Annotated in this window: 18 protein-coding genes and 1 other RNA gene; 12 read left to right on the top strand and 7 right to left on the bottom strand. The window is 43.2% G+C overall.

The window, feature by feature from the left end:
• Positions 1-94: 94 nt before the first annotated feature.
• Positions 95-244 carry a hypothetical protein gene (locus ACTWQL_RS02780; protein WP_443140897.1) on the bottom strand — a complete coding sequence of 50 codons (150 nt, stop codon included), beginning with the start codon at positions 242-244 and terminating at the stop codon, positions 95-97.
• Positions 245-435: 191 nt separating this feature from the next.
• Here ACTWQL_RS02780 and smpB point away from each other — a divergent pair, with 191 nt between their 5' ends.
• Both smpB and ssrA read left to right on the top strand, forming a co-directional pair.
• Positions 436-903: an SsrA-binding protein SmpB gene (gene smpB, locus ACTWQL_RS02775; RefSeq protein WP_443140896.1), complete on the top strand. Its 468-nt coding sequence runs from the start codon at positions 436-438 to the stop codon at positions 901-903.
• A 115-nt stretch (positions 904-1,018) separates the two neighbouring features.
• Positions 1,019-1,355: a transfer-messenger RNA gene (gene ssrA, locus ACTWQL_RS02770) on the top strand.
• 622 nt (positions 1,356-1,977) lie between these two features.
• On the opposite strand, the gene ACTWQL_RS02765 is transcribed toward ssrA, so the two are convergent.
• Positions 1,978-3,252, bottom strand: coding sequence for an L-lactate MFS transporter (locus tag ACTWQL_RS02765; RefSeq protein ID WP_443140895.1), 1,275 nt, complete (start codon positions 3,250-3,252; stop codon positions 1,978-1,980).
• A 253-nt stretch (positions 3,253-3,505) separates the two neighbouring features.
• On the opposite strand from ACTWQL_RS02765, the gene ACTWQL_RS02760 reads away from it, so the two are divergent.
• The 3 genes from ACTWQL_RS02760 (at position 3,506) to ACTWQL_RS02750 (ending at position 7,481) form a co-directional block, all read left to right on the top strand.
• Complete coding sequence (locus ACTWQL_RS02760) at positions 3,506-4,609, top strand: TIGR04053 family radical SAM/SPASM domain-containing protein (RefSeq protein ID WP_443141453.1); 1,104 nt, start codon at positions 3,506-3,508, stop codon at positions 4,607-4,609.
• A gap of 1 nt (position 4,610) precedes the next feature.
• The gene (gene hemY, locus ACTWQL_RS02755; RefSeq protein WP_443140894.1) at positions 4,611-6,017 is read left to right on the top strand and encodes a protoporphyrinogen oxidase; all 1,407 of its coding nucleotides are present in this window, start codon (positions 4,611-4,613) and stop codon (positions 6,015-6,017) included.
• 183 nt (positions 6,018-6,200) lie between these two features.
• Positions 6,201-7,481 (top strand): SGNH/GDSL hydrolase family protein, encoded by a 1,281-nt coding sequence (locus ACTWQL_RS02750; RefSeq protein ID WP_443140893.1) that lies wholly within the window; start codon positions 6,201-6,203, stop codon positions 7,479-7,481.
• 160 nt (positions 7,482-7,641) lie between these two features.
• On the opposite strand, the gene ACTWQL_RS02745 is transcribed toward ACTWQL_RS02750, so the two are convergent.
• The 3 genes from ACTWQL_RS02745 to ACTWQL_RS02735 all read right to left on the bottom strand — a co-directional run bounded on the left by ACTWQL_RS02745 (position 7,642) and on the right by ACTWQL_RS02735 (position 10,081).
• Entirely contained in the window at positions 7,642-8,103 is a 462-nt protein-coding gene (locus ACTWQL_RS02745; protein ID WP_443140892.1) for a universal stress protein, read from the bottom strand.
• Between the two features lie 243 nt (positions 8,104-8,346).
• The gene (locus ACTWQL_RS02740) at positions 8,347-8,526 is read right to left on the bottom strand and encodes a small acid-soluble spore protein H (RefSeq protein WP_221566833.1); all 180 of its coding nucleotides are present in this window, start codon (positions 8,524-8,526) and stop codon (positions 8,347-8,349) included.
• Positions 8,527-8,593: 67 nt separating this feature from the next.
• Positions 8,594-10,081 carry an alkaline phosphatase family protein gene (locus ACTWQL_RS02735; protein WP_443140891.1) on the bottom strand — a complete coding sequence of 496 codons (1,488 nt, stop codon included), beginning with the start codon at positions 10,079-10,081 and terminating at the stop codon, positions 8,594-8,596.
• A gap of 439 nt (positions 10,082-10,520) precedes the next feature.
• Here ACTWQL_RS02735 and ACTWQL_RS02730 point away from each other — a divergent pair, with 439 nt between their 5' ends.
• From ACTWQL_RS02730 to ACTWQL_RS02705, 6 genes are all read left to right on the top strand, one after another.
• On the top strand, positions 10,521-11,258 hold the full coding sequence (locus ACTWQL_RS02730) for an endonuclease/exonuclease/phosphatase family protein (protein WP_443140890.1): 738 nt from the start codon (positions 10,521-10,523) through the stop codon (positions 11,256-11,258).
• Positions 11,259-11,409: 151 nt separating this feature from the next.
• Positions 11,410-12,831 (top strand): peptide MFS transporter, encoded by a 1,422-nt coding sequence (locus tag ACTWQL_RS02725; RefSeq protein ID WP_443140889.1) that lies wholly within the window; start codon positions 11,410-11,412, stop codon positions 12,829-12,831.
• Between the two features lie 362 nt (positions 12,832-13,193).
• Positions 13,194-13,418: a hypothetical protein gene (locus ACTWQL_RS02720; protein WP_443140888.1), complete on the top strand. Its 225-nt coding sequence runs from the start codon at positions 13,194-13,196 to the stop codon at positions 13,416-13,418.
• 346 nt (positions 13,419-13,764) lie between these two features.
• The gene (locus ACTWQL_RS02715) at positions 13,765-14,559 is read left to right on the top strand and encodes a DUF2935 domain-containing protein (protein WP_443140887.1); all 795 of its coding nucleotides are present in this window, start codon (positions 13,765-13,767) and stop codon (positions 14,557-14,559) included.
• 625 nt (positions 14,560-15,184) lie between these two features.
• On the top strand, positions 15,185-17,131 hold the full coding sequence (locus tag ACTWQL_RS02710; RefSeq protein ID WP_443140886.1) for an aconitate hydratase: 1,947 nt from the start codon (positions 15,185-15,187) through the stop codon (positions 17,129-17,131).
• 30 nt (positions 17,132-17,161) lie between these two features.
• Entirely contained in the window at positions 17,162-17,338 is a 177-nt protein-coding gene (locus ACTWQL_RS02705) for a hypothetical protein (protein WP_443140885.1), read from the top strand.
• 77 nt (positions 17,339-17,415) lie between these two features.
• On the opposite strand, the gene ACTWQL_RS02700 is transcribed toward ACTWQL_RS02705, so the two are convergent.
• Positions 17,416-18,369: a nucleoside hydrolase gene (locus ACTWQL_RS02700; protein ID WP_443140884.1), complete on the bottom strand. Its 954-nt coding sequence runs from the start codon at positions 18,367-18,369 to the stop codon at positions 17,416-17,418.
• 106 nt (positions 18,370-18,475) lie between these two features.
• Positions 18,476-19,339 carry an esterase/lipase family protein gene (locus ACTWQL_RS02695; protein WP_443140883.1) on the bottom strand — a complete coding sequence of 288 codons (864 nt, stop codon included), beginning with the start codon at positions 19,337-19,339 and terminating at the stop codon, positions 18,476-18,478.
• Positions 19,340-19,522: 183 nt separating this feature from the next.
• Here ACTWQL_RS02695 and ACTWQL_RS02690 point away from each other — a divergent pair, with 183 nt between their 5' ends.
• Positions 19,523-20,452, top strand: coding sequence for a thermonuclease family protein (locus ACTWQL_RS02690; protein ID WP_443140882.1), 930 nt, complete (start codon positions 19,523-19,525; stop codon positions 20,450-20,452).
• Positions 20,453-20,529 lie beyond the last annotated feature (77 nt).

Here is a 20,529-nt window from a genome sequence, read left to right as displayed (position 1 = left end):
GCTGTCCTAAAAGAAAAGTGTCAGACACCTCCAACACACCATTTTGGATCAAAACCACTATTTTTTCTCAAAATGTTGTTAAGTTCGGAGAGACTCAGACACCTGGACAGTCCCTTCTGTTTTTAAAAGGCTCTTTTCCAAAAGATTGTTGCTTTTGAGTCATTTTAAAAAACTTACCTTGTGCAAGTTGATTGGAGAGCAAGGTGCGAGACTCCTGCGGGATCAGCGGGACAGGTGAGACCATTCAATGTCGCAAGGCGACGAGTGGGCTCACCGCACGCCCCGCGGAAAGCGAGCATCCTGGAGCGGAAATCAACGACTTTCAAGAGCAACAACGTTTGTGAAAACAGCCTTTTATAAAGGCCGTCATTCTTGACTTTCCTTGACCAAAGTTGTTAAAATGTATCATGCAGTTTGAAAGGGGAAAACGAAGTTATGGCACGGCACGAAGGAAATCTGATCGCACAAAATAAAAAAGCAAGGCACGATTATACCATTGAAGATACGTTTGAAGCTGGTCTCGTTCTTCAGGGTACGGAGATCAAGGCGATCCGTGGAAGAAGAGTGAACCTGAAAGATTCTTTCGCACGCGTCCAAAATGGTGAGGTTTTCCTGCACAACATGCACATCAGCCATTATGAACAAGGAAACCGCTATAACCATGATCCTTTACGGACACGCAAACTGCTTTTACACAAAAAAGAAATCAGCAAACTGATCGGTGTTTCGAAAGAATCCGGGTATGCGCTTGTACCGTTGAAGCTTTACATTAAAAACGGTTTTGCGAAGCTTTTGCTCGGAATCGGAAAAGGGAAGAAGAAGTACGATAAGCGTGAAGACTTGAAACGTAAGACGGCAAAACGCGAAATCGAAAAAGCTTTCCGTGAACGTCAGAAGATGTAAGTTTTTGTAAGTGCATTAACAAGACACAATTCCTGTGTTATAATAAAGGTTGTCGCCAGTTAAAGATTCACTTTTTAGAAGCAACTTTCAGTAACTCTCATTTATATGGGGACGTTACGGATTCGACAGGGATAGGTCGAGCTTAAGTTGCGAGCCGAGGGGGTCGGCCTCGTAAAAACGCCAACGCCTATAACTGGCAAAGAAAACAACAACTTCGCAGTAGCTGCGTAACAGTAGCTTTGCGGTTCCTCCCTGCATCGCCCATGTGCTAGGGTAAGGGACTCAACTTAAGTGGGCTACGCCGGATTCCACCGCCTGAGGATGAAGGAAGAGACCAACCAGGCTAGCCACACGGATGCCTGTCGATAGGCTGAAGTGCTGGCGAAATGCCAATATATCGACTACGCTCGTAGAAGCTTAAGTGCCGATATTTCTGGACGTGGGTTCGATTAGTAAATAGTCGCCTTTTGTGGCAACACAAAAGTGATAATCCGGCTTAATCGATGAAACCTAAGTCGCATATTAAACTTTGAACATCGATAAATGCGATAGGGCAATATCGAGCGGTATGTGGAGCAATCCAACAGCCGTGTATCGACTCATAGGCTGCCTTCAAGGTAGTACTAGGATGCGGAATCCTGCTTGTGGATCACAAGCAAAAATCACATTTCGTATAATACGCCGGAGGACCTGAATAACAGGTTCAAGATATAGTCAGTGCCATGACGAAAGCATGGAACAGCATGTCCCACCGTCTCCACCATACATAACTATGGTGGTTTTTTATTTGCTTAATTTAAGTGTAATTTTCCGATTATGATTAGGAATTAAAAGTTACTATAAAAACTATCCGAAGTCGAGTCATGTTCGGACAGGAGGACACTGAAAAAGCGAAACTCTGTCGAAGTTGTCGCCCAATCAATCTTTTTACAGTTTAATTAACCCCCGGAATAGGACCTTTTGAAAGTCCATGATCCGGGGGTTTTTGTGCGTTTAATATACTTTCTTCAATATAAGCGCAACTAAAGCACAGCCTGCGCCAACGGCTTGCCTTTGCTAAGCTTTCTTTATTAATCAGTAATTGACTGCTTCTCCTTCTTTTTGTTCCTGGTGTACGGTTTTTTCGATCTTCCTGATGTCCTTTTTCATCAAGAGCGAGAAGACCAGGGCGATGAGAATCAGCCCGAGGAATACGTAAAACACAGGGGTATAGCTATCCGTTCTTTCCCTGATCTGCGTCACGAGCATGGGACCGAATACCCCGCCTAGAGACCATGTCGTCAACAAGTACCCATGGATTGCGCCAAGTTGTTTTGTTCCAAATAGATCGCCGATGAAGGCGGGCAAATTAGAGAAACCTCCGCCATAACAACTGACCACCAGTAAAATGAACAGTTGGAATAAGAGGACATTTGTCGTGAATGGAAGCGTGAAGAACGCAACAGTCTGAATTAAGAAAAAGATCAAGAACACATTCGGACGGCCGATATAGTCAGAGGCTGTGGCCCAGACAAGTCTGCCTCCGCCATTGAAAATTCCCATGATTCCTACCATCATCGCTGCTGCGCCTGCTGATAATCCAACCACTTCCTGAGCCATAGGCGAAGCGACAGAGATCATCATGATGCCGGCTGTCGTATTGATCAGCATCATTGTCCAAAGCAGCCAAAAACGCTTTGTTTTGACAGCTTCTTTTGAAGTCAATTGCTGCAAGTCTTTTTTGAAGACTTTTTTCCCTGAAGCTATATCTTTTTTCATAGAAGAAGGCATCCAACCTTCAGGAGGAGGGGCAATATATAATGCACCTAACAAAATCATGACAAAATAAGCAGCACCTATGATATAAAACGTATTCGTAACGCCAACGTTGTTCATCAAATTTGCGGCAATAGGTGCGGTGATGAGCGCACCAGTTCCGAAGCCGAGTACAGCTAGCCCAGTTGCTAAACCTCTTCGGTCAGGGAACCATTTGACGAGCGTCGAGACAGGTGAGATATAACCGATTCCAAGTCCAAGGCCGCTTGCCACTCCATATGTAAATAAGAAAAATGGCAACGAATCAATGACCAGTGCGAGTCCGGAACCTGCTTGTCCTAATCCGAATAGGATACCAGCTAATATTGCTGATTTCCTCGGTCCATTCCGTTCAACAAATTTTCCGAAAAGAGCTGCTGACGATCCGGCAAGTGCCATCATGATTGTAAATGCAACTGTCACCTCTGTTGCTGACCAACCCATTTTCTCACTGATAGGCGTCGTATATACGCTGTAAGCATATGCACCCCCAATAGAAAGATGGATGGAAATGGCTGATAAAGCGATCAACCATCTGTTTTTCGATGTGTTCATGTTGTTCTTCCTCCTCTACTATGTCTTGATCTTGTAAGCGTTTAACACACACAATACATGGGACAGAATAAAAAATCAAACAATTTAAAATAGTTAAAAAACACAAAAAAATTACATATGGCTTAAATGCTGAAAAGGTCTTGGGCATTTATTCACCATAACCTTCCAGTCGTTTCTTATACGTGTGATATACCTCACTAACAAACCTCAGGACAAAGGTTAGAATTTGGGTAGTGAGGAGGTAGTTGAAATGGTGCGTGATTATGATCAAAACCCATTTATCGTGATTTGGGAGGTGACGAGGGCGTGTGCTCTCAAATGTTTACATTGCCGTGCAGAAGCCCAATACAGACGCGATCCAAGAGAATTGACACTGGAAGAAGGGAAAAACCTGATCGACCAGATCTATGAAATGGATAACCCGATGCTGGTTTTTACAGGTGGAGACCCACTGATGAGAACGGATTTATATGATCTCATTGAATATGCCGTTAAAAAGGGGGTTCGTGTCTCAATGACGCCAAGCGCTACGCCGAAGGTCACGAAAAAGGCGATGGAAAAAGCGAAGCGGGCAGGCCTATCAAGGTGGGCGTTCAGCGTTGATGGACCCAACAAAGAAATCCATGATCACTTCAGAGGTACGAGGGGCTCGTTTGATTTGACGATGAACGCCATCCAGTATCTCCATGAATTAGAGCTGCCGCTTCAAATCAATACCGTGGTTTCTAAGTATAATATTGATTATTTGGAAGAAATGGTGGAGCTCGTCAAATCGTTAGGCACGGTTCTTTGGAGTGTATTTTTCCTTGTACCGACTGGCCGTGGAAAGAATCTCGATCTTGTATCGCCTGAGCAGCACGAGGAAGTTTTGCACTGGTTATATGAGTTAAAAGACCGGGTCCCTTTTGATATAAAAACGACAGAAGCCCCACACTACCGTCGGGTTGTTTTACAACGTCAAAAGATTGAAGCACTTGATGGCAACAATGGAAAAGTTACTAAGAAGCCGGATTTCCTCGGCAGAGCGCCAAAGGGTGTCAATGACGGGAATGGGTTCTTATTCATCTCGCATATCGGCGATGTATATCCGAGTGGATTTTTACCGATCAATTGTGGAAACATCCGGAAAAAGCCGTTATCTGATATTTACCGGTTCCATCCTGTGTTCCAGGATTTAAGGAGTCCGGATCAATATAAAGGGAAATGCGGAGTTTGTGAATTTAGACATGTTTGCGGTGGTTCAAGAGCCAGAGCTTACGGGGTAACCGGGGATCATATGGAGAGTGAACCATACTGCACTTACATTCCTGAACGATATAAACAACTTCAAGAAGTCCATGGACGAAAGGTTGACTGACATGACGCTTACAATGCATCATATCGCGATTATCGGCGGAGGCATCACTGGTCTTTCGGCAGCGTTTTATCTGCAAAAAGCGATTAAAGAGCATGCTCTTCCTATTACGTATACCTTGATCGAGCCTTCATCAACCCTTGGCGGGAAAATCCAGACACTTCATCATGAAGGTTTCGTCATTGAACGAGGACCAGACTGCTTTTTAAAAAGAAAAAAGGACGCTGTCGAACTTATTAAAGAGGTGGGGTTGGAAAGTGAACTCGTAAGCAATCGCACAGGTCAAGCCTATATCTTGAAAAAAAACAGCCTTTACCCAATTCCTGAGGATGCTGTGATGGGAGTGCCGACACGGATCGCTCCCTTTGCTAAATCTGGGCTTTTTTCACCTGTCGGAAAAGTAAGAGCCGCATTCGATCTCATCCAGCCAAAATCCAAACATGAAGGTGACCAATCTGTAGGTCGATTTTTCCGTAGAAGGTTAGGCAATGAAGTCGTCGATTATTTGATCGAGCCATTGTTATCAGGCATCTATGCTAGTGATATTGATTCGTTAAGTTTAAAAGCCACGTTCCCCAACTTTCTGCAAATGGAGCAGAAGTACGGCAGTTTGGTGCTTGGTATGCGGAACCTCCGTTCACCAGGTGTTGCTGATAAAGGTCAATTTTACACGTTGAAGCGTGGACTGTCCTCATTGGTTGAAGCCGTCCAAAACGAACTGCCGCGGGAAGCACTCCTTTTAAATACAACGGTTCAACATCTTCATAAAACAGAAGAGGGTTATCACCTAGAGTTTGAGAATGGACAGTCCATAAAAGCGGATACCGTACTAATGGCCCTTCCGTATAAAGCCTCAAAGGAGATCCTGGGCGAAGAAGCTGCCTTACATGATCATAGGATGATGGCGTATACCACCGTAGCAAATGTGGCATTGGGTTTCTCCAAGGATCAATTATCGATTGAGCAAGAGGGAACAGGGTTTGTTGTTTCCCGGAAGGATGAGTATTTCTTAACAGCATGTACTTGGACTGATAAAAAATGGCCGCACACGACGCCGGAAGGGAAGGTTTTATTAAGATGTTATGTCGGTAGACCAGGTGAACGTGATGTCACAGCATTCAGTGATGAAGAGCTGACTAGCCTTGTTATGAAGGATTTGAAAAGAGTGATGAAGATAAAAGGGAACCCAGCGTTCAGTGTCGTTTCACGGTGGAAAGAGGCGATGCCGCAATATAAGGTAGGGCATAAAGAGTGGGTCAGTGAAGTGAAAAAGACCATGGAACGCAATTACCCGAATGTCTATTTAACCGGATCCAGTTATGATGGGGCAGGGATTGGAGACTGTATCAGACAAGGGAAGGAAACAATACAGAGAGTCATTGAGAATAGCTTCTACAATATAAAAGTCTGATATATGGCCATTTGGAAAGTCGAGAATGAAAGGCAAAAAGTCCTGAATTGATTTAGCTTAGTTCTATGGTATCGATAAGCCTATATCAATCTTCCTGATTATTGAAAATGAACATATTAATACCTTTCTTTATGGTAAAGTTTATTTGTTGAAAAATTTTGTAAATTAAAGGAGGGTATTATTATGTTACGCATGAAAATGTTCATTTTTATCGTTTTAGCAAGTTTGCTTCTCGGTATTACGACAGTATTTGCGAATCCTACTAATTCTTCCTTAGCTCATGATGACGACACGACTACAATTAACAAAACCCTAAATCACCAAAGTTGGAAAGGAGCCTGGGCAGCGAGTCCACAGCCCCCTTATGAAAATGGTATTTCTCAAGAGGGGTTTGAAAATCAAACGGTCAGGATGATCATCCATCCACATGCTTCTGGAGAGGAAGTTCGTCTTCGGTTTTCGAATGTATTTGGTTCAGAAGCTTTGATATTTGGAAATGTAAGCATTGCGCTTTCAGAAAATGATGCTGTCACAGTTCCCGGATCAAATGCACATGTTACCTTCTCAGGGGAGAGAAGTATTACGATTCCCCCTGGTGCGGAAGTGATCAGTGACCCATTGGATTTTGAAGTGAAAGATGACCAAAATCTCGCAGTCAGTGTGTACATACCAGAGGCGAGTGGTCCTACGACTTGGCATAATCTTTCGAGACAAACATCCTATATCTCTGAGAGCGGTGATTATACAGAGGCAGAAGAGGGAGCTGCTTTTACTGATACAGATGTCTCCTGGTTTTGGCTCTCAGGGGTAGATGTCCTGACGAAAAAGAATGATGGTCGAGTTATTGTCACATTGGGAGATTCCATTACCGATGGCCATAGTTCGACGATTGATGCTAACCTACGCTGGCCGGATGTTCTGGATGATCGTCTCGATGAGAAATATCATAATAAGAACCACTCAGTACTGAATGCGGGCATTTCCGGCAATAAGATTTTAAGAGATTCACCGGTTTATGGTGTAAATGCCCTGGCGCGGCTTAATCGTGATGTATTGTCCCAAACAAGAGCAACCGATGTGATTTTACTTGAAGGAATCAATGATATCGGTCATGTCCCTCATACCCTTGATTCTGAAAAAATCATCGCTGGTATGGAACAAATTGCAGCACAAGCACACGCGAAGGGGTTACGGATTTATGCAGGGACTCTATTGCCATTTAGAGATACAACGATTAAAAATTACTTTACTGAAGAGGGCGAAATCGTAAGGCAAGAAGTGAATGAATGGATTCGTACAAGTGGCGTTTTTGACGGTGTCATCGACTTTGACATGGTGATGCAGGATCCTGAAAATCCTCAAAAGCTTCGGCCGGAATATGATGCTGGAGATCATTTGCATCCAAATGATGCAGGCTACCAGGCGATGGCTGATGCGATCGATCTAGCCTTATTCCGCCATTAAAGTATACTAAGAGGCTGGACCATAATTCTCTGAATCTCTCCATACTTAAAAGGGCTGTCTCAAAAGTGTCATAGTCACTCTGACCTTTTAGGACAGTCCCTTTTTGATTCAAAATGTTGTGTTGGGGGGACTGCGGTCAGCCTCATTTTTTGCAAGAAGGTCATTTCGCTACAAGTACAGAGCAGTCTGCCTCAGATACGACCTTCTGACTGACGCTTCCAAGCACCCATTTTTTCAGCCCGCTTAAACCACGGCTTCCAATCACAATCAAATCAACCTGCTTGTCTGATGCATACTCACAGATTGCTCTCGCTGGTTCTCCTGCAAGCAATTCAATTTTTACATGATTATAAAAAGGCTCCGCATAATCTTTGGCTTCTCTTAATACTTTTTCGTTCCGTTCCACACTTGTGTCGACTTCTCTCAGGCTATCGCGTAAGATCGCCGTATTATCTCCGCTTAGTGTATGGCCAACACCATATGGGGCAAGGGCTAAATCTTCATCAACATAAACCAGAGTCAAGTCACCGTCTGCCATTTTTGCAATCTCGGCACCGGTTTTTATTGCTTTCTTACTGCCATCAGAACCATCAATCGGAATCAGGATATTTTTGTAGTTCATGTTCATCCTCCTTTCATTCCTGTTTAGCTTTTTTCAATGACATAATCCAGGAATTGCGGGACTCGGGTACGGTTTGCAAACATGAGGTCTTTTAGCTTACATCCTGTCATCTTTATAAACTACATGATGATTCTCCTCCTTTAGTATTATTATAGTACCCTTTCTATCTTCTTTCAAACTTTACCTAAAAAATGGAAAAGGATGAAAATCAATAAACCCCCACTCGATGGTGGAGGTTAATGCTTATTGCTCCATTAAGCTGTCAACAGGAACACTTTCTTTGCTGTTTGGATTATCAAGAGGATGGATCGTAGCTGTTCCATTCGATTGGTCCACGTGTTCGATGTACACATTCTGTCCATTGTAGGTTACCTCAACCATCTCAGGGGATGAAGTGATTTCTTGTGCGCGGCGAGCGTCCATTGTGCCACCTCCTTTAGATATCAACAGTACTACTATGTGTTTTGATCCATCGGGATATACGTCGACGTCATCCTTTTGAGATCAGTGATAAAACCCATTCTTTCAAGTCCACCGTCCGTAAATAGCTTGGACAGGAACTCGTCCCAGTAACAATCATCGGAATGTAGGAGTCCTGTGCATGCAAACCGCCATGGCTAGCTCCTCCCACATGGGTCGGTGAGCTTTCCCCTTTGAATTCATAACCTGGTTTCACGCTTGTAATAAGGTAATCGCCTTCGTGAGAATTCAGACTGCTATGGATACGAGCGAATACGTCAGGATAGTCGCCGTACTCAAGGTCGTTTTCCCTTTTGGAAATGTCCAATAATGCGAAATCACCTTCGACTGACCATGTTTGCCCGTATTCATCTGTGTAATCCCCTTCAGGCTGGAATTTCAGCTGTCCTTTTTGAACACCCGATCTCACCTCGACCCAGTTTTCAGCTTTCCAGGCAATCATGTCGATTCGTTCATCTTTTTCAAGAAGAGGGACAAGGTCGGAGATTGGAAGTTTATTTGGATCAAGCGTGTAAATGAAGGTCATCCTTTCATTCACACCAAGTACGAGTTGATCATCCGCCAAGACACCTTTTTTCAACTTCATCACTTTATAATCTTGAAAAGTCTGCTGCAAATCAACCAGAGCTTTTTGTTTATCATCATCAATCCATGCTTGGCCATTATCACCCAGTATGACCCAACTGTATTTTTCTAAGGCATCTTCCCATGAGTCAAACGAGTTCAAAACTTTCTGCAATTGTCGATCCACTTTTTCGATTCCTTTTGTATACATTCGTCCATGCTTATGAATCCATTTGTCCAAATCAGGTAAATATACGATTGTATACGGTGGAAGCTTGTCCTTTTTAATCAAGCGGATCAGTTCCTGGGAAGAAAACGTGTTATTGAAACCGAACCTTTGCCAAAAGTGCTGATGCTGTGTTAATGGTGTGTATTTCGAGAACCTTCCATACGTAAATCCATCGGGTGCTTTCACTGCCATTTCTGTCTTCATACCTGTCAGCCATTTCATAAGCGTTGGGAACGTATAATAATGGTCCTTTTTCCCTCTGAAAATTAGTGCATTGATTGACGTTGACAACTGTTCTTGATCTCCCAGTTCCTCATGGATGGTGCGGACCTGTTGACTAATGTGTTTGTTGTTCATATTGAAAAATAGATCTTCAAGGGACTGATGAAGACCGAGCTTAAGGTATTCCTGAAATGAACTTCCATAGTTGATAAGCCGGTTTTCTTGTTTGTTGAACCATACTAACCCTGGAAGTTGATGCTTGTCCGGATAAGTTCCGGTCAGCAAGGTGGTATCTACGGTGACGGACATTGTTGGAAAGGGACAGACAAGCTTAGGAAAGTACTGGCCTTTATCCATGAAAAATTTGAATGCAGGTGCCTGATTGTTTTCAAGAGCTTTTTGTAACGTTTCATCCATTAATGTATCAACCATGATCATGATCACAGGTTTTCCTTGGGATTTTTCACTTGGTGTATTCGACATTGAGTACCATCCTTTATCGTTTTAGCTATAGTTTGATTGAAGAGAAATTCACGACACTCCTGCTTGAAAAGTGACAGAGGCAAGAGCGAGCACCCGTAACGGACACCAGAGCCGTTATTTGTGTGTAAAATTGGTGTTTCTGAATTTTAACGGACATCAGAGCCGTTATTTGTCTCAAAATCCTATGGTTATGACCAGGTTCTCTGAAATAAGGTCCCTGGTGTCCGTTAGGTTTGTGAAACTCCATTATTTAGGTCAAATAAGGTCTCCTGTGTCCGTTAACGGGTTTACGCAACTTGGTTTTAGCCAGGATAGGGGCGAAGCTTGCGGTTCACCCGCGGAAAGGGAGTGAATTCCACAAAATTGACCAAGCTATTATGTACATCGTTCTTATTCTCTCTAAATAAATGGATTTAATAAGCTGAACGGGGGATTTTCTGTGGAATTGAAAATAATGACCTTTAATATCCGCCATGGTAAAGGAACTGATAAGAAACTTGATTTACAACGAATCATTAAAGTGTTGATGGATTCTGATGCAGACATAATCGGCCTTAATGAAGTAGATAAGCAGTTTTCGAAAAGAAGCGAATTCATGGATCAGTCAGAAACGATTGCCGGTGCGCTTGAAATGGAATATGTATTTGGGCCTGCAATTACAATGAAATCGGAACGGGAAGATAAATGCCGACAATATGGTAGCGCGATTCTGACACGTTTTCCTATTTTGAAATCGACAAACCATCCATTCGACTTCTTGCCAGGTATCGTTGAAGATCGCGCCTTATTGGAAGTTCTGATTGAGGTTGGGTCCAAAGCTGTGGCTGTATATACGACTCATTTAAGTCTTGCACCTTTTCTGCATGGAAGACAAACTGAATTCATCGTAGCCCATGTAACGAAAAAGAATAGACCTGCGATTCTCATGGGTGATTGGAACATGAAGCCCTATTCAAGCAGCTGGCGATCGGTGACAGAGCAGTTGAATGATACGTGGTTCGAACAGCATGGCGATAAAAAGGATGGTCACACCTACCCTTCTAAAAGGCCACGGATGAAACTGGATTATATTTTTACGAATGGATTTTTTGAGGTAATAGATGCGAAGGTGATCAAAGAAAATAAGAAAGCCTCCGATCATCTACCATTGTTTACAACATTGAAATTCAACGATTGATTTGTCAGTTTTTCGACAAAATAACGGACTTTTCTATAAATTTTTACTTTTTTACTTACTCCCACTTTCATCCATATCATTTCGAAAAACTTATAGAATCATAAAGTTGATTGGAAAAATTAGCTAGATCGAACAGCTTAGGAGGGACATCATGGAAAATACAATCAACGAAAATTCGGAAGCTGCAACGAAAAAGAAGCAAAAGCATCCGAAAGGTCTATTTTTATTATTCATTACTGAGATGTGGGAGCGTTACAGTTTTTATGGGATGCGTTCGATTCTCGTACTTTACTTAACCGCTGAATTATTCAGTGGCGGATTAGGGATGGACAATGAGTCTGCCCTGATGCTATACGGACTTTATACTGGATTAGTTTATTTCACACCTCTTATTGGAGGGTATCTTACAGATAAACTGATGGGTCTCAGGACAGCAATCACCATTGGTGGGATCACAATGGCGCTTGGGGATTTTTCCTTGTTCGCCATCCAGTCTGAATGGGGCTTATATTTAGGTTTAATATTATTGATTATCGGTAACGGATTTTTCAAGCCGAATATTTCTACCCTGGTAGGTGAATTGTATTCTAAAAATGATCCAAGGAAGGATTCAGCATTCACCATCTTCTATATGGGAATCAACCTTGGTGCATTCATTTCGCCACTAGTTGCAGGTTTTATCTATGCAAACTGGTTCTACTCGAATACAGGCGGAGTTGAAGTATTCGGATTCAAATATGCGTTCCTGGCATCTTCAATCGGGATGATCATCGGACAAGTAACGTTCAATTCGTTATCGAAAAAATACCTCGGTGATATCGGAACGAAGCCGGCAGCTGCAAAAGCGAAACCTTCACTTGATGAAACGGTAAAACCAAAGCCTTTATCTCGACAGGAGAAACAACGTACAGCAGTCATCTTGATTTTGGCATGTTTCACTGTCATGTTCTGGGCAGGCTTTGAACAAGCAGGTGCATCGTTCACGCTTTATACACGTGACTTTGTTGACCGTACGATTTTTGGATATGAAGTACCAGTATCCTTCTTCCAATCATTGAATCCATTATTCATCCTGTTGTTGGCACCTATCGTTTCGGCTATTTGGCTTAAGCTATCGAGAACGAAACGCGGTGACTTTGCAATTCCGACTAAAATGGCATTTGGTCTGATTTTACTTGGAGCAGGTTTCATGGTTATGGTACCGGCAGTCATGATGTCTGGAAGCAATGAAGCGGATCCGATCAAGGTATCAATGATGTTCATGATCGTGACTTACTTGCTTCATACGCTTGGTGAATTAGCCTTATCACCAATTGGATTGTCACTTGTAAGTAAGATGGCACCGATCAAAATCGCATCTTTATTAATGGGTGTTTGGTTCTTGAGTAATGCTGCAGCAAACTATGTCGCAGGTTATATCGCATCACTTACAACGAAATTCGGTTATCTTGAGATTTTCATGTATCTCGGACTTTCAGCAGTCGTACTAGGTGTAGTTCTACTCCTGATTTCCAAACCACTGCAAAAACTTATGCATCTTGATGAAATCGAGAATGCAACCAAACCTTATTAATTTCAGTTAAGAGGGCTGTCCTAATTGAAAAGTGTCAGACACCTCCAACACAACATTTTGGATCATTACCATGATTTATCTCAAAATGTTGTTCAGTTCGGAGAGACTCAGACACTTTTGGGACAGCTCTTTTCTTTATATTTAAACATATCTCAGCGCAACCCTCATTAGAAGCGGGAGAGAAAGAGCCGTAAGAGGGATATCGGTGCAATCTCGAGATATATCAGTGCTTCAGAAAGGTTAAGACGATCAAAACGTCCAGTAGGGCGTTTTTTCCTATTTAATCTAATACTTTGAACAGCTCTGCTAAACATGTTTAACTAGAAGAGTCAGGTGAAGGATTGTGAGAAAGGAGGATGCTTATGGCATGCAATATTGACCATACATTAGAGGATGTAGAAAAGAAATTGAAATCTCAATCTGATTATGTACCGGTTGAATTATACAGGAGCAGCTTGAATTTTCTCCAAGGCAACCCTACTCAAGAAGAACTCAACGAGATGTTTCATTTACTGAAAAAATATGATTTGGTTTCTGAAGATGAAAAACTGGAGCGAGACAAAAAAATTTCAGCATTGACAAGATAGCATAAGAAGGGTAAGGCTTCGGCATTAAGCTGAGGTCTTTTTTGTTTGACTTTTTTCCTTCTGCGATGATTTACCGGACACAGGAGCCCTTATTTAGAGGATAACCCCGCGTTTTATTACCGTAACGGACATCAGAGACCTTATTTTGGGAAATTCGCTCATAATCAAAGGATTTTGAGACGAATAACGGCGCTGATGTCCGCTAATTATTTGAAACATCCCTTTTTGTCACAAATAACGGCGCTGGTGTCCGTTAAATTAGAAACCACGGCATTCCTACCTTTTCGAGTCATAAAATCCCACTTCTTTAGATATGATTGTATGAGAACGAAAGGGAGGGTACTCCATGGCTGATTATACAAATACAGCGAGGTTTGAACATGGATTCTGGTTACAGATCCTTGGTGATCACGCCCGTTTCATCCATGACTCGCTTGCACCGGGACAGACGAAGGAAATTGCTCAGGCGAATCAATTCATTAGAACCTTCGATCAACTATTAAGCCAAGTAAAAAACGGGGATATGGTTGAACTCAGCAAAAAAGCGGAAGAGGAAGGCAAAAAGCTTAGACAATTCAAACTGGATCTCATCAAACGCCATCTGGTCGGAAAAATCAAAATTGGTTTAGGGCCGACGTTCCTGAACCATATGGTCAATGAATTGGAAGAGTATTTGCGAATTTTACCTTATTTGAAAAAAGGAGAAATGCCACCTACACTGCATGAAGTCCATCACCATTTAATCTGGCTGTTGGATGCGGCAGGCCATGCGGGTGCTATCTCTGATAACATGGATCGGATTGAAAAGAAAATCAAAGAGAAAAGTGATGACTTCACGAAAGACTTTGAATCGTTCTATCTGAAGGCTGTTGAACTGGCAGGATTCCTTCGTACCAATCTGTCTACGTTTCCTGCATTGGAGAAATTCAACGATGATATTTCACTTGAAATGAAGCTATTCATGAATTTCCTTAAAGAAATCGAGGAAATGGGATTGAGCAAAAAAGCGTTAGGTACCTTTGCGCCATTGATGGCTGATCATATGATGAGGGAAGAGTGCTATTATCTGACGAAACTGGCTGAGGTATCACAGCTTTCCCAGCCCAAATGCGATCCGACAAAACCACGATTGAAAACCTGATGAATCAAAACCATCCTCACAAAAAGGGTGGTTTTATAGCATTTAAAGAAAGTATAAATACTTTCTTCAATATAAGGGTAACTAAGCTCAGCCAGCGCTAAGGCTGGCTAAGCCAAGTTTTCTTTATGGAAAGCTTTTGGGTTGATTTCTGCGAAATTCACTCCCTTTCCGCAGGCGACCCGAAAGCCTCTTCACGAACTTACACAGGATGTGTTGACTTCGACGTTCACCACAAGACCACGGAGTTAAAATCCAACTTTGCAGTTTTGCGCTGAGTGACCGTTGGCGCAGGACGTGGTGGTTGTTAGTCGAAGATCCTTTTAAAAGTGGGGTATTGCCTGGCTCGCTTTCCGGCAGGAGTGTCGTGAATTTCTCTTTAAAATCAATCATAGTTTGCAAAGCCAATTTAACGGGCTGTAGTTATCCATCCTATTTTCTTCACGGACAATGAAAATACGCCATTCATATGGAAAATGAAAGGTTGAAATGGAATTAAGTGGGGTAATGCACCTGTAAGAAGGGTCAATGTTCTGTGAAATGAATAATTTACGCAAAAACAACAGAACTTAACGTTTAGGTACATATGGAACAGTTGACCTTAAAACTTCGATCGGGGGGAGAAAAATTGGCTTTGAATGTTTCCCAAAAATTAATCAAGGACCATTTGATTTCAGGTGAAATGACGCCTGGTAACGAAATCGGTTTGAAAATCGACCAGACCCTTACCCAGGATGCGACCGGTACGATGGTAATGCTGGAACTGGAAGCTATGAAACTTGATCGGGCAAAAACAGAAGTTTCTGCGCAATATGTCGATCATAATATCATCCAGGAGGATAGCAAAAATCCGGATGACCATTTGTTTTTACAAAGTGCCACTAAGCGTTTCGGTTTGTATTACAGCCGTCCAGGAAACGGTGTCAGTCATCCGGTTCATATGCAACGGCTCGCTATCCCTGGTAAAACGTTATTAGGCTCGGACTCTCATACGTGTGCCAATGGCTGTATGGGTATGCTTGCCATGGGTGCTGGTGGAATTGATGTCGCGATGGCGATTGCTGGAGAACCGATCTATATCAAAATGCCTCAAATCTGGGGCATCAAATTGACTGGAAAACTCCCAGAATGGGTGAGTGCTAAGGATGTCATTCTCGAATTGCTGCGCCGTTATGATGTAAAAGGCGGTGTTGGTAAAATCATCGAGTATTATGGTCCGGGGCTAGAAGACTTGAGCTCAATGGATCGTCATGTCATCGCTAACATGGGTGCAGAACTCGGGGCAACCACGACCGTTTTTCCATCCGATGATGAAGTGAAGCGTTTTTTAAAAAGCCAAAACCGAGAGAATGACTGGGTAGAAATCGTCGCCGATAAAGATGCAACATATGATCTGCATGAAGAAATCGATCTATCAGAGCTTGAGCCGATGATCGCCAAACCATCAAGCCCTGGTAACGTCGTCCCTGTTCGGGAAGTGGCTGGAGAACCGATTTATCAATCCTATATCGGATCTTCTGCAAATCCAGGGTATCGAGATTTTGCGATAGTTGCTGAAATGATGAAAGGCAGGAGGGTTGCAGATGGCGTTTCCTTCGATATCAACCCGACGTCCAGACAAATGTTGACTGACCTTGTCGATGATGGACATATCGGTAGCCTTCTTACTGCAGGGGGACGATTGCATCAAGCGGGTTGTAACGGATGTATCGGAATGGGGCAGGCACCTGCAACAGGGCGGAACAGTTTACGGACGACACCTCGTAATTTCCCTGGGCGTTCCGGAACGAGAGAAGACAGTGTGTTCTTATGTAGTCCAGAAACAGCAGCAGCTTCAGCATTGACAGGAAAAATCACCGATCCAAGGACATTGGATATAACGTATCCGAAAGTGAAGGACCCTGACCATCCAACGGTTGATGATGCATTACTGAATAAGCCGCTTGCACCAGAGGAAGCTAAGAAGATTGAGCTTGTAAAAGGACCGAATATCGCTTCGATCCCTGAAATGGATGAATTGCCAAATGAATTGGAATTACCGATCTTGTTGAAAATGAAAGATAACATCTCGACGGATGAAATTTTAGCCGGAGGCGCCCGTGTCCTTCCATACCGAAGCAACCTGCCGGAAATCAGTAAGTTCACCTTCGAGATCATTGATGAAACCTATTATGATCGTGCGATGGAAATCCAAAAGGTAGGCGGCCATGCGATTGTCGGCGGCTTCAACTATGGTCAGGGATCAAGCAGGGAGCACGCTGCTCTTGCACCAAGGTTCCTCGGATTACGTGTCGCGTTGGTCAAGGACTTTGCGAGGATCCACTGGCAAAACCTCGTGAACTTTGGCGTCTTACCGCTAACGTTCAAGAATGAAGCAGATTATGAGCTGTTGGAAGAAGACGATATCATCCAACTGAAGAACTTGAGGGTACAGCTTAAACAGGGGAAAGAATTGACAGTGATTTTAAAAGAAAAACAGAAAGAAATCCAAGTTGTCCATACCTTATCAGATCGTCAAGTAGACATCATGTTGAAAGGCGGACTGATCAACTGGGAGAGGGATCGACAACACTAATCGAATGCACCTAAGGAAGGAATGAGATCCATGGTTGATCGGAACCAAGTTTGTAAAGCGTGTGATGGCAGCGGACTTTTGGCTGATGATGAAAACTGGCAATATAGCTGCACGGTTTGTGGTGGAGACGGTATTTTCGTCTCTGGAGACAGACCAGAACCGGATCACCTTTTTAAAGTAGATGAAAACAACCGGACAATGGAATAGAAATGAATGATGGCTGTCCCCTAAATAGGACAGCCAATTTTATTAGTATAAGTTATAAATGCAATTTCTAAAGAAGACTATCGATGGTTCGTCAAAATTTCAAGGACATTCGAGACGAAAACCTCTTCATTGATTCTGAGCGCGATGCGTGAACAGCCTGGACCGAAACAGTTTCTCGTTCCTGGACGGAAATCTGCAACACTTTCACCGCTCGTATATTCACCTGCATCTTCAACACTGACTTCCCGTCTCCTGTATTGGAACAACCCCTCGATTTCAAGGGCAGCCATCAAGGCAGCCAAATCATGCTGCGGTGTACCCTCAATACCTGGTTCAAGTTGCTGATATACCTCGTAATAGAAGTCTAAGATCGGTTTGATGAGTTCTTCTAAAGCGGAATCTGCACGGGAATCGATGAAATTGACTTCTTCTGGAGTGAGAATCGCGTCCCTCGTCACATTTAACGGAATGATCGTAAGGTTCTTGACGTTCTGGGTAATGAAATCCGCCGCGATGGGGTCACCAAAGAAGTTGGCTTCCGCTACCTCGGTTGCGTTGCCTGGAACGTGGAATGCTCCGCCCATCAAATAGGTTTCCTTAACATCCTCCATCACTTCAGGACTTAAATAATGGGCGATAGCTAGTGAAGTGCATCGTCCCACATTCACAATCGTAACCTCTTTCGGATTTTCTTTGATCAAACGGAACAGCTTGCTGAAATTTGTCCGATTCGCATATCGTTCTTCAGGAATCGGGGGATCAATCGGGCCAAGACCTTCTGAACCATGGATATCGGGAAAAAAGACGGGATCTTCACCGCTCAGGGGACGTGTCACACCGGCAATGACTGGGAGATCAGTACGACCGGCAAGCTCGAGCAAATACTCGATATTCCGATATGCTTTTTCACGATCGATGTTCCCGTAACCACTGACGACTCCGATCAAATCTACTTCTGGATTTTTCACCGCATAAATCAATGCAATTGCATCATCTATACCTGTATCTGCAAATAAGATTATTTTCTTCATTTCTTCACCTCATCCTATCCTATGAAAAAAGGACAAGCATGGCTTGGATGCTTGTCCGAGATGGCTTTAACAAAGCTTTTCTATAAGGAGAAGGTGTTAGAGGCCCTTATTCATAGGTTGCGATTGCTCTTTCAGGATCAGCAGGTCCGTCGTGTTCGAGTGCATCAAAGACAAAGTTGAAGGCCAGGGGATCTTGAGCAATAAATTGATGCTCGACCTGGTCGTATGGGTAATGATCCTGGATGGTGATGTTGCTTACCTGATCAGCCGTGCCCTTTAAGAATGCTGAAGAATATGGCACGACCACTTCGTCATTTCTCGTTGTAACTACCGTGTAAGAGGCAACTCCAGGGGTTTCGTCATCCATGTTCAGATTCGTTAAAAAATTCGATCCTTGCAGCTGTTGTTGGCAAGCGGTACAAGAACTGAGATCTGACCCAGTTTCCGTCAGTTCCCTGAAGCCGGCAACACCATCCGTACCATGGTTGGATGGAACAAGACCAATCAGATCCTCGACTTTTTCAGCCCCGCCAAGGAACTTCATAAAATAACGCGGCATCATTCCGCCCTGACTATGCCCGACAATCGATACTTTTTCAGCTCCAGTCAGATCGAGTACTTTTTCAACTAAGGTTTTGAGCTCTTCAGCTGACTCTTCGATCGGACCGGTTGAAGGACCCGCAGTACTGAACCCATAGTTCAAAGCGAATACGCAATAGCCTTTTTCTTTTAACGCCGGGGAAAGATTGATGAAGTTCCGTTCCATTGTTTCAAAGGTTCCAGGAACGAGTACGACTGGTTTTGGATGCGCTGCGCTAGGTCGGCAGTTTGGATCATTCGCTCCAGGTGGAGGCGGTCCTTCTTCAAGCAAAAATCCCGAATCACTTATTGCTTTGGCTGGGCGGTTGTCAAGTGCGGCAAGGGCAGCGATCAGCAGTATAGAGAAGACGATACTGTACGTTTTTTTCACAAATTCACCCTCATTTCAGATAGATTGGTTAGTCATTATTAAATAGCAAGGGAATAACCAGGTCAATCAAGTTAAGGAGAAAATCGGATAAATGTGCACTAAGACTCATTTTATGGAAAATGGAGGTTAATTTTGTTGCGATGATTTAAAATGAAGGTAATCCAGTGAAAGAGGGTGAGTTGATTGACAAGTAATCTTGAAGTGAGAATTGCTGATTTGACCAGAAATGACAAAGGCGATTTGAAAGGACAAGATGTCACTGTCAAAGGATACCTTGCCGGAAAACCCGATGAGCCGCTTGATGATGGGTACAACTATCCTTTTATTGATGAGGACATGAATGGAATCCTCGTGAAGTCGAAAAAGAAACTTGATGATCTCGAGCCAGGTAAATGGTTTGACGTACACGGAAAACTGGATGAAGATCACCAGCAAGAAATGCATGTCACCTCTGAAACAGACATCTCAAAATCCGACGCTCAGCAAGAATCTCCTTCCCACTCACGCCAATTTTCATCCACAGTAAAAAAAGTAGTCGATGGCGACACCATTCACTTAGGAAAAGCTGTATTAGGTACGACGAAAGTCCGCTTTGTTTCAATCGACACCCCAGAAACGAATTATCAGGGAGATTCGCAAGGATATTATGCAGAAGAAGCGACGAGGCAGCTTCAAAATCTTTTGCCTGAGGGAGAGGACATATCGATTCGTGTCGGGGATGAAGCCTTCGATCAATATGGACGCCTGCTTGCAATTGTCTTGAAAAAAGAACAGAACATCAATAAAGAAATGATTGAGATCGGAATGGCAGTGCCTTATTTCATCTATCCGAATTTGGACAACTTCGAAGAATATGGGGATGCTGTCGTTCGAGCGAAAGAAGCGGGCAGGGGACTGTGGAATCCTGACCGGCCGATCGATGAACTTCCTTACGAGTTCCGTTTCAACAAGCGTGGCGGTCCGAATAAACATGTCGGGCATTTCGAAACGAAGCAATACGTTGACCCGGAAAAATGGGAAAGCATCCCGATCGAATACCGTGTCTTCTTTTTAAAAGAAAAAGACGCAATTGACGCAGGATATAAAAAGAATTCAGAAACGCCAGGATGTTGAATAGATAAAAGGTTGAATCCCGCCTCTGATGGCGGGATTTTTCTATATTGATGAAGTGAACAGATTGTTGTTGAAAG

Source organism: Pseudalkalibacillus sp. R45 (assembly GCF_052246725.1).
Lineage (GTDB): Bacteria > Bacillota > Bacilli > Bacillales > Fictibacillaceae > Pseudalkalibacillus.
This window is presented reverse-complemented; position numbering and strand designations above follow the sequence as displayed.